This window comes from Coleofasciculus sp. F4-SAH-05, from assembly GCF_040222985.1.
GTDB classification, from domain to species: domain Bacteria; phylum Cyanobacteriota; class Cyanobacteriia; order Cyanobacteriales; family Coleofasciculaceae; genus Coleofasciculus; species Coleofasciculus chthonoplastes.
In genome coordinates, this window is record NZ_JAVKBY010000163.1 from 17,858 (window position 1) to 28,067 (window position 10,210).

The following is a 10,210-nucleotide window of genomic DNA, read 5'->3' on the forward strand; positions in this document are numbered from 1 at the left end:
TATGATTCAACAGGCGATCGCACGTTTCAATCTAGTTTTCTGGGTGCAGGTTGGGGTTGGGATTGGGCGCACGTCAGTGCGCCCCTACGAGGCTCATTGATTTCTATTCTCTATGATTCAACAGGCGATCGCACTCCTCAATCAGGTTGGCTTAGAACTTACGGCAGAAGAGATTGCCGATATCTTTTGGTTGGCGCTGCAAATGGGGGAAACTGAATCTATATCCGAGTCTCCATCTATCCCGAAAACGCCCTTATCTGAACCCCCCATAACTGAAGACTCCTCCCCGGAAACGTCGCCGATAAATATAAATCCGCCAACTACTACGACTAGCGAACCCTACGCTGAACTCTATCCCTCTCCTCCACCTGCTTCTATCCCCCAGTCTGATTCTCATTCTCCGCCATCTGCTTCTTCTCCATCCCCTCAGCTAGATTCTCCCCCACCGTCTCAACTCCTTCCCTTTGAAACGCCAGCCGCCCCCGCCCTGCGGAATCCTTTAGCCATCGCCCGGGCAATTCGTCCCCTGATGCGGAAAGTCCCATCTCGTACTGAAACCATTCTGGATGAAGAAGCCACAGCCCGACAAATTGCCGAAAAAAATATCTGGATTCCGGTGCTAGAACCTGCACCCGAACGCTGGTTAGAATTAGCGCTGGTTATTGAGGAATCGAGTTCTCTCCCAATTTGGCAAGAAACGATTACAGAATTGCAAACGCTGTTGGAACGCCAAGGTGCGTTTCGCGATGTCCGCACCTGGCGCTTAAATGCTAATGCCGATGAGTCATTGTATCTCTTGCCGGGACAGGGTTCAGCCACACTCAAACAACGCCCTCGCAATCCCAAAGAATTGATTGATCCCTCAGGGCGGCGGTTAATTCTCCTGGTTAGCGACTGTGTATCTGATATTTGGCGTTCAGGCAAAATCCAGACTCTGTTGCGGCGGTGGGCAAATCAGAATCCCGTGTCAGTGCTTCAGTTATTACCCGAATCCTATTGGAGACGCAGTGGTTTAGGTGCAGGGATTTCCGTGCAACTGGGGGCGTTTGCACCAGGAGTTCCCAATTCTCAATTGGTAATTGAAGAGATACCCCCCTGGCTGGAGGTGAATTTAGCCACAGCATTACCATTACCTGTGGTAACACTCGATCATTGGCATGATAGTTATGAAGGTGCGCCGTCGGATGGTCAAGCTTGGCTATTAGATAACAATAAAAATGAGAATCATTATCGGCTGATGCGCGGTGGTTCGTGGTACGCCTTTCCCAGGAACTGTCGTTGTGCGTATCGCCTCAGGAATACCCCAGACTACGGGAACAACACCGTCGGGTGTCGGGTCGTCTGTGGTGCGGTGTGGACTCCTTTGCCCCCTTGACACTAGGGAAAGGGCGGGTTTTGTTGAAAAGTTATCGGTGATATCGTTTATTGAATCCCTAAACCCGCCCCTACAGAATTTCTAAACTAAACCCTGGCAATACTTCCTCCCCTGACAATACAACAGGCATCGCCACAACTTCCACATTTTGATGATAATTAACTATCCCTGGGGCGAACGTTCTAATGGTACATCAGGGTTTGCTATACACAGTTGATAAAACTGCGATCGCGTCAATGTCGTCGTCAGTTGCTTTAAGTTTAATACTGTTGTCATAGAAGTAAATCATAACTGAGATCTGGCAACATTTGTAATCAATTCCAAGTTACCGTGTGGTGGGCAAGAGCAACAAATGATAATATAAAGATTTAAGGTTTATAGATATTGCCCACCCTACATAAAATCTAAAGTTAACGCAGAAATCGAGAAAAATTAAGAGTTTTGGAACCCGCGTTAGCGAAGCTTGCCGAAGGCCAGGCGGGTTTTGTTTGTGTAGCTGCGGTTTCAACCGCCCTATTAAAAATGATGCTTTATTGTAAAATACACTCTGCCTCTAAAACCATCAATCCCGGCGTTTCCCAAACGGCACAATCAGTTCTCAACAAATCCAAAACAGGTTGTTTTCCCGCTTCAAGTTTAGCGATGGCTTGATTTGCCGCAGGTTGGTACTGCATCAACCAAGAATCATTCGCAATCGATTCGGCTGTTAAGAGTGTAGTCGGTAGCAGCCAAAAATCAATCCCGTATTTTTGGATAAACTCCTGGACAATCGCCAAATCTGGACTATATTGTGCCTCAATTAAATCTGACATCCGCTGGCGAAATTGGCGATAATAGCCCCAATGATAGGGAATCGCATATTCGCGACCAACTAAAATTGACCGTTGAGCAAACGTGGGTAAATTATTCGCTTCTTCCACTAACGAGGCAATTTTACTGTCCTTGGGTTGCTGTTGAAAAAATTCATATAACGTCGGCACATTGCCACTAATATAAGCCGTCCAGGGAAAGGTATTCAGAACCAAGTGAGGATATCCCACAAGAGTAATTCCGATTAAACTGGTTAAAGCTAATGCCAAAACTGATCCCAATTTGACCGTAGAGACCAAACATGGACGGTCTCTACACGCGAAAACCGCGTCTAGGATTAGGGTAATAACGATTGCCGCCGCCAGCGCGATCGCAATCCGTAGGCTATGCTGAGTATAACGGCTGGGTAGGTGTAGTTTGAACAGCAGGGCATGGGCGGCTAAAAATAAAATAGCTGACGCCAATAAGAACTTGCCTAAGACTTCCATCTTCCCAGTTACCTGCTTGGCGAGGGGAAAGCGAGAGGGAAAGCATAACACAACAGGTAATAGCAAACCCAAATAACTCAGAGGCGGCGCTAAGGCTGTATCAATGCGGATACCACTGCGTCCATTAAACCAGAATGACCAAGCGTCGTTGATAAAAAAGCGGGTTCGCCCTTGAGATAAGAAATCGGGTAAACCTTTGGCTTGTACCGCCGTGATCACTGGGGCAAATTCTGACAAACTCATCGTGTAGGGTAATAACACCGCAAACGCCACCGCCAAACCCGTGAAACAGAATACATAATCGCGGCGATTTTGAGACACAGAGGGGAATTTCAGGTTAAACCGCCACAACTGCAAAATCAGAAACGCCGCACAGACTAGCACTAATGAGGGATAGAATAATCCTAACAGCGCGATCGCACTTCCCATTCCAATCAGTGACTGGCGCATCCCATAATACAAAAACGCCAACAGAATCGGATAAATAAACGCCTTGGGTGTTCCCGATATCAACCCATCCTGCATCCACAGATTTTGGTTGAGGAGTACAGAGGCGATAAATCCAGTCAAAGGTATCGGTAACAATTGCACCGCCACGCCAAAACAGTAACCCGTGGTAACGAATCCCAAAACCAAAGGCAAAACTTTACTCAAAACAATCGGATCAATCCCAATCCCTGCCATGAAATGATACAAGGCGCGATAGCCTAACGGTGCAACCGATTGGAAATAATCGGCAATTATATCATTAGGAAATAACTCGGGGTCGAAAAATCGCCGCATCCAGAAGACGTGTTGTCGCGCATCATCCTGCACCACGTATTCGCTGCTGAAGGCGGATTGAAGGGCTAAAGTGCCGTAAAGTGTGGCAATTAGTAGACTTAGCGTCAACCAAACAATAAAGTAAAACTTCGTTGTACCTGTGAGAAAACGGTGCAAATTGGTTATCCACATTCAGTTGATCACAATAGTTTCGATTTATAACTGTATGGCTGTATTACAATTAATATAAATGTATGACACAAAAAAATAAAATTAAGCTTAATTTAAGCATCCAATAAGTCTTCACAGAGTATAATTACATAAAACTGTGTTAAATAAAGGTAAGCAACGCTAACGCTTCATTTTCGGGTGTCATTTACCGTTAACTTTACCAGGTGGGTTTCGCGATCGCTCTCTATAGCCAACGTTAGTCCTATTTGCTCTGCCAAATAGAATACTTCATTTTCGGGTGTCATTTACCAGAGTTGGTGAATAAGCTGTTCGGCATTCAAACCTTAATGTCAACAATGACGAAATCCTTGTAGTGCGAGCCAGAAAGCTCGCTACTAATACGCAATTTAAATGCATGACAGCTTAGGAGGGGCGTTCGCCTACTCCCCAGGAAAACTCATAGAATCCCATTCGCGCCCAGATTTTTCGGTTCGACGGCTAAATGTCTGGGGCGATGGCTCGATTATTACCATATCATCTTGTTTTTGTAAACGCTCTTATCTGAATTTCCTAGTCCGACAACGTATGACGAATAACACTACCTTAAAAATTGCTAACTACCGCATTCTGTCCCAACTCTACGAAAGTGCCAATACCTTAGTTTATCGCGGTATTCAGGAAGGTGAACACAAACCCGTCATTCTCAAACTTCTTAAACAAGACTATCCCACTCCACAAGAGTTAACTCGATATCGACAAGAGTATGAAATTACGCACAATCTGACGATTGATAGCGTAGTTAAGGCGTATACTATCCAACCCTATCAGCGAACCTTAGTGATCATCTTAGAGGATTTTGGCGGTGAATCCTTAAAGCAGTGGATGAGTCAGCCAACAAAACTCTCCTCACCTCTACCTCTACGAGACTTTCTCAACATTGCCATCAAGATAGCCGAAATTCTCGCCCAGATTCACGCGGTTCATGTCATTCACAAAGATATTAACCCCAGCAATATTGTCTTCAACCCCGAAACCGGACAACTCAAAATCATTGACTTTGGCATCTCCACCCAGCTTACCCGCGAAAATCCGGCACTCAAAAATCCTCATGTCTTAGAAGGAACATTAGCCTATATTTCCCCTGAACAAACGGGGCGGATGAATCGTTCTCTCGACTATCGCACCGACTTTTATTCCCTAGGTGTCACCTTCTATGAACTGCTAACCGGAAAGCTGCCCTTTGAGACAAAAGATGCCATAGAATTAGTCCATTGTCATATTGCCAAAATTCCGACACCTCCCCATCTTCTGGGTGGGAAAGCCAGGGGATTGGCTGGTGTAGGGGGAGATAACATTGTCCGAAAAACCGATAACTTGACTAAACCCGCCCTTGGGGAAGCCGGGGAAGAAGCGACTAGAGCGTATCCAAATATTATACCGGACGTGGTCGAGGCGCACCAATATAAAACCATTCCGCCAACCGTTTCTAATATTGTCATAAAACTGATGGCAAAAACGGCTGAAGAACGGTATCAAAGTGCTTGGGGACTTGTGGCTGATTTGCAAAACTGTCAGAGACAATTAGCAGAAACTGGAACAATTGACGACTTTACTCTGGGTTCTCAAGATATTTCCGATCACTTCCAAATTCCTCAAAAACTCTATGGACGAGAAGCGGAAGTGGAAACCTTACTCGCTGCTTATGATCGCGTCGCTAATCGAGAGGATCAGGAAATTAAGAAATCAGCAGATACTGCCATCGATGGTTCACTCCCCACGTCTCATCCCCCCATTGAGATGATGCTGGTGGCAGGGTATTCCGGGATTGGTAAATCCTGTTTAGTTGCCGAAATTCATAAACCGAATACACGACTACGCGGCTACTTTATATCCGGCAAATTTGACCAGTTTCAACGAAATGTTCCCTACTCAGCGATTGTCAAAGCCTTTAAGGAATTGGTGGAGCAAATTTTAACCGAAAGCGAAGCCCAACTCAATCAATGGCGCGAAAAACTATTAGCCGCTTTGGGGACAAATGGTCAAGTGATTATTGATGTTATCCCGGAAGTGGAACGAATTGTCGGTCAACAGCCTGCGGTGCCAGAATTAGGGTCACAAGAATCCCAAAATCGGTTTAATATCGTCTTCAAAAAATTTATGCGGGCATTTTGTTCACCCGCACATCCCTTAGTGATGTTTCTCGATGATTTGCAGTGGGTAGATTTGGCGACGCTGAAGTTAATTCAACTGATTATGACCGATAGCGAGATCTATTATCTATTTTTAATCGGTGCCTATCGGGATAATGAAGTCAACCCGACTCATCCATTAATGATGACAGTAGATGGATTACAAAAACAAGGCGCGACGGTTAACTGTATTACCTTATCCCCTTTAAAATTAGACCATATTCGCCAAATTATTTGTGATACCTTAAAATACTCACCAGAATCTGCCCAGCATTTAGCTGAACTGGTGATGAGCAAAACGGGGGGCAATCCATTTTTCGTGAATCAGTTTTTAAGGAATCTCTATGCGGAAAACTTAATCACATTCAATCTGCAAAATCATCAATGGCAGTGGGACATCAATAAAATTCAGGATAAAAACATTACCGATAACGTCGTTGAGTTGATGACGAATCGGTTAAAAAAGCTGCCGGATTCAACCCAGCATGTCTTACAATTAGCTGCCTGTATTGGTGCCAATTTCAACTTATCCACGCTGGCAATCGTCTGTGAACAACCAGAGGATGTGATTTTCGCGAACTTAGTCACAGCGGTTCAATCGGAATTAATCGTCCCCCTATCGCAACTCAATCCAGACTTGCTGGTTCACGAGTATAAATTTCTGCATGACCGAGTACAACAAGCAGCGTATGCTTTAATTGATGAGTGTCAAAAAAAAGCGGTTCACTTACAAATTGGTCGTCTGCTTTGGCAGAGTGCTGACTCGGAAACCTTATCTGAAAAGATATTTGAAATCGTTGATCATCTGAATCAAGGTATTGGTAATACTTGGAATTACACATCAGGAGAAATTAGTCAAGCTGAACGACATCAAATCGCCCAATTGAATTTAATCGCGGGTCAAAAAGCCAAAGGATCAGCCGCTTATGGTGCCGCGCTTAACTATTTAACTGTGGGACGAGAACTTCTGGGTTCAGATAGTTGGCAATGGGACTATGACTTAACCTTAGCCTTGTATGAAGAAGCCGCCCAAGCTGCCTATTTAGGTGGCAATTTTACGGTGATGGAGGAATTGACTGAGGTTCTCTTTGCCCAGGCTAAAACTATGCTGGAAAAAGTTAATGTGTATGAAGTTAAGATTCAAGCGATCGCGTCGCAAAACAATCTCAAAGAAGCGATTCATATTGGACTGCAAGTGCTAAATTTATTGGGAATTAATTTACCCGAAGAACCCAGCACAGCAGAGTGGCAAAATGGACTAGATGAAACGGCTACACTATTGGCAGGACATGAGATTGAAGACTTAATTAACCTCCCGGAAATGACCGCTGCTGAACCCCTAGCCGCTGTGCTGCTTCTCTCCAATTTAATCGCTGCTGCTTATATCGCCGCACCTGATCTTTTTGTTCTGATTGCCTCATCCATGGTTCAATTATCAGTCAAGTATGGGAACGCGCCATTGTCAGCATTTGGGTATGCCTGTTATGGATGTATTTTATTGGATCGTCAGCAAAATTTTGAGGCGGGATATCAATTTGGTAAATTAGCGCTAAGTTTAGTGAATCGGTTTAATGCTCAGCAAGTCAAATGTAAAGTTTTAGAGGTGCTGGGCGCTCATAATTTGCATTGGAAAGAGCATTTTAGTCAAACTGTACCTATCCTGATTGAGGGCTATCACAGTGGTGTAGAAACGGGGGATTTTGAATTTGCCGGGTATTGCGCCTTTTATACCTGCGATCATCTCTATTTTAGTGGAGTTGAACTGACGCAATTGGAACAAGAAATTACCACTTATAATCAGGCGGTGCGGCAAATTCGCCGGGAAAGTCCATTTAATTGGACGGCGATTTTTTTACAGGCGGTGCAGAATTTACGGGGTCAAGGAGAAAATCCCACCCAGTTAATGGGTAAGGCATATAATGAAGAGACATCCTTACCCCGGGCGCTGGCGGCGAATGACCGTACAGAACTGCATTTATTCTATTTAAATAAGCTGATTCTCTGTTATCTCTTTGGTGAGGTTGAGCAGGCGGTAGAAAATGCAGTTTTAGCGGAACAGTATTTAAATGGAGTTACGGCGATGATCGTGATTCCAATCTTCTATTTTTATGATTCTCTTGCCCATCTGGCTATTGTTTCTGAGGCGACACCAACTGATAAACAGGCGTTGATTAACCGGGTTAACGCTAATCAAGAAAAAATGCAGATCTGGGCAAACCACGGTGCGATGAATCAGCAGCATAAACTGGATTTAGTCGCCGCCGAAAAAGCGCGAGTTTTGGGTGAAGTGGTGACGGCGATGGAGTTATATGAACAAGCGATTAAAGGGGCGAGGGATAATGGTTATATTCAAGAGGAAGCATTAGCCTACAATTTAGCTGCCATGTTTTATCAGCATCGGGGGATGGACAAGTTTGCTGATATGTATCTTAAAGAGGCACATTATACTTACACCCGCTGGGGGGCGACGGCGAAAGTTAGAGATTTAGAAGCCCAATATTCCCAGCTTTTTGCGCCATCATCTCCTGTCAGTTTTCTCTCAGATAACCGCACGACGGTGAGTAGTGTGTCTCAGAGAAATCAGTCGGCTTCGGCGTTAGATTTTGCCACCCTGATGAAAGCCTCTCAAGCCATTGGTAGTGAAATTGAACTGAGTAAGTTACTGGCGGCGTTGATGGAAATTTTAATCGAAAATACGGGAGCGCAAACGGGAGTTTTGATTTTAAATCAATCGGGAGAATGGGTGATTGAGGCGTCGCTGAATGGGGAGACGAATCACGTCACTGTGTTACAATCTCTACCCTTAGAAAATTACCTCCCTCTCTCGATTATTAACTATGTTACCCATACAAAAAAAACCGTGGTTACAACCAATGCGGCTAAAATTGGCAAGTTTACCAACGATCCGTATATTCAAGCCCATCAAACCCAATCCGTTTTGTGTGCGCCGCTACTGAATCAAGGTCAACTCAGTGGTATCGTTTATCTGGAAAATAACCTGGCTACAGACGCCTTTACTCCAGACAGGCTGGAAGTGTTACAAATCCTATCTGGACAAGCCGCGATCGCGATCGACAATGCCCGACTTTATCACACTCTAGAACAAAATGTTGCCGCCCGCACCCAAGAGTTAAAAAATACCCTCGACTCTCTCAAAGCCACCCAAGATGAACTGATTCAATCGGAAAAAATGGCAGCCTTGGGACAATTAATTGCCGGGATTGCCCATGAAATTAATACACCCTTGGGGGCGATTCGTTCCTCCGCCGGAAATATTTCTAAGTTTTTAATTCAAATCCTGGAACAATTACCCACCCTGTTTCAATCATTATCTCCAGAGGAAGGGCAAGATTTTCTGAAAATGTTACAACGTTCACTGCAAAACGAATCGGATTTAACGGCGAAAGAAGAACGCAAACGGCGGCGAGTCTTAGTTCGCCAATTAGAGGCGGAAGACATTCAGAATGCGGATACCCTAGCCGATACTTTGGTCGATATGGGGATTTATGAAAATATTGAAGAGTTTTTCCCTCTACTAAAACGCCCCGATAGTTCCCACCTCTTAGAAACAGCGTACAAACTATCGGGATTACAACGGGGAACTCAAACTATCAACACGGCAACTGAACGAGCCTCTAAAGTAGTGTTTGCCTTAAAAACATACTCCCGTTATGACGAATCGGGGGTAATGATTCCGGCAAATTTAACGGCAGGCATTGAAACCGTGCTAACTTTGTATCAGAATCAACTCAAACATGGAATTAATGTCATCCGCAACTATGACGAGTTGCCACTGATATTATGTTATGCAGATGAACTGAATCAAGTCTGGACGAATCTGATTCACAATGCGTTACAGGCAATCGATAATAAAGGAACATTAACCATTAATGTCAAGCAGCAAGACCAACAGATAAACGTTAGCATTACCGATAGTGGCAAGGGAATCCCTCCAGAAATTCAAGCTAAGATATTTCAGCCATTTTTTACAACCAAGTCAGCCGGAGAAGGAAGTGGATTAGGACTCGATATTGTGAAAAAGATCATTGAAAAGCATCAGGGTAAAATTGACGTTGAATCTATTCCAGGTAAAACTACTTTTACTGTTTCATTGCCTTTTCGGACGGCGGAAGACTAGAGAAGGCAGTTCAAGTAGGTTGGGTTGAGCAACAGCGAAACCCAACTAGCTCTCTGAGTTGAGTTACTAAAAAATGTTAAACGGACTTTATCGGACAAATGACGTAGCTTGCTTTTCAAGGGTAGCAAGTATAACGAATGACAAATGACAAATGACAAATGACGAATGACAAATGACAAATGACAAATGACAAATGACGAATGATAAACGTCAACGTAGATTCAGGGTTTTTCTTGTATTGGGGCTGTTATTAACTATTGTCCTACTGATTGCTAAA

At 44.3% G+C, this 10,210-nt stretch carries 3 protein-coding genes; 2 read left to right on the top strand and 1 reads right to left on the bottom strand.

Annotated elements, in window-relative coordinates; genetic code table 11:
* The first annotated feature begins 112 nt into the window (after nt 1-112).
* A complete protein-coding gene (locus RIG27_RS19940) occupies nt 113-1,375 on the top strand; it encodes an SAV_2336 N-terminal domain-related protein (protein ID WP_446348016.1) in 1,263 nt (420 codons plus the stop codon).
* 530 nt (nt 1,376-1,905) lie between these two features.
* Here the strand turns inward: RIG27_RS19940 and RIG27_RS19945 are convergent.
* Nucleotides 1,906-3,627, bottom strand: coding sequence for a hypothetical protein (locus RIG27_RS19945; protein ID WP_446348018.1), 1,722 nt, complete (start codon nt 3,625-3,627; stop codon nt 1,906-1,908).
* A gap of 564 nt (nt 3,628-4,191) precedes the next feature.
* On the opposite strand from RIG27_RS19945, the gene RIG27_RS19950 reads away from it, so the two are divergent.
* Entirely contained in the window at nt 4,192-9,933 is a 5,742-nt protein-coding gene (locus RIG27_RS19950) for a trifunctional serine/threonine-protein kinase/ATP-binding protein/sensor histidine kinase (protein WP_446348020.1), read from the top strand.
* Nucleotides 9,934-10,210 lie beyond the last annotated feature (277 nt).